This window comes from Oleiphilus sp. HI0066, assembly GCF_001635725.1.
In genome coordinates this window covers 1-933 of record NZ_LWFH01000648.1, presented here as the reverse complement: position 1 = coordinate 933, position 933 = coordinate 1, and the positions used below count along the sequence as shown (strand labels likewise).

The following is a 933-nucleotide window of genomic DNA, read 5'->3' as shown; positions in this document are numbered from 1 at the left end:
ATTTTGTGGAGGAGATAAGCTCCTGACACTGATGGTCAGGAGCTTGGCGTAATTACGCTTTTTTACGACGTGTTGCCGCTAATCCTGCTAGCCCGATAGCAAACAAAGCTAAAGTGCCCGGCTCAGATACTTCAACATCGTTGATTTCTCTGAACAGTTTTGTTCTCAATGCAGCTTCAAAGTCAGTGCTGAAGTTGTTCGCAGTAACAAAAAAACCTCCGCCAGCAGTGGTTAAGCTTGTTAAAAAGTTTTGTCCACTCGCGTTGGTCAATGCATCCCCTACACCAATGGCGTTAACAGTAATACCGTTTGAATTCGCTGTTGTTGCTGCACTAATTGCTGCGTCATATGCACTCTCGCCCCCACAAGCATTACCACATACATTAGGGAAACCGTCTGTAGAGATATCGATGATTAAACTGTCACCATCAATTGAGTTTGATGTAATGCTGTTTGCGGCATCAGTAATAGCTTGGGCAGTATTAGTCGTGCCTGATGTATAGCTAAGACCGGTTGTCACGCCTCCGTCGAATAATCCACCAAACGCAGCGGCTTCTGTATCATTTGTCAAATGCGTCCATGAAATTGCTTCGGTTACACCAGATGAGAAGCGCCAAGCACTTACATACAATTCGTCATTTGATGTAACAACGTTCGTAAAAAAGTCATCTTGGAAAATGTTTTTATAGGCATCTAGTTGTGCGTTGTAATTGGTTGAGCCGATACTTCCTGAGCTGTCGATAACAAGCGCAAGCTCTATTACGGCGGCGTTTGCAGATGCGGCACTGAGAGAAATAGCAGCAGCAGTCGCTATTCCTTTTAATGCAGTTTTTAGTGTTTTCATTTTTTAATCCCTTTAGTTATGAACCTTGATCGGTTTTCTCCGTTTCCTTGGAGTTTTCCAGACTGCGAACCGGGTTGTGCAGAAATTGC

Annotated in this window: 1 protein-coding gene; it reads right to left on the bottom strand. The window is 43.9% G+C overall.

Features of this window, described 5'->3' with window-relative positions:
- Positions 1-52: 52 nt before the first annotated feature.
- A complete protein-coding gene (locus tag A3738_RS08240) occupies positions 53-844 on the bottom strand; it encodes a DUF1194 domain-containing protein (protein WP_068476958.1) in 792 nt (263 codons plus the stop codon).
- Between the last annotated feature and the right edge of the window lie 89 nt (positions 845-933).

Coding starts and splice junctions, on each gene's coding strand:
- A3738_RS08240 (WP_068476958.1), bottom strand. CDS start 844: ATGAAAACACTAAAAACTGCATTAAAAGGAATAGCGACTGCTGCTGCT.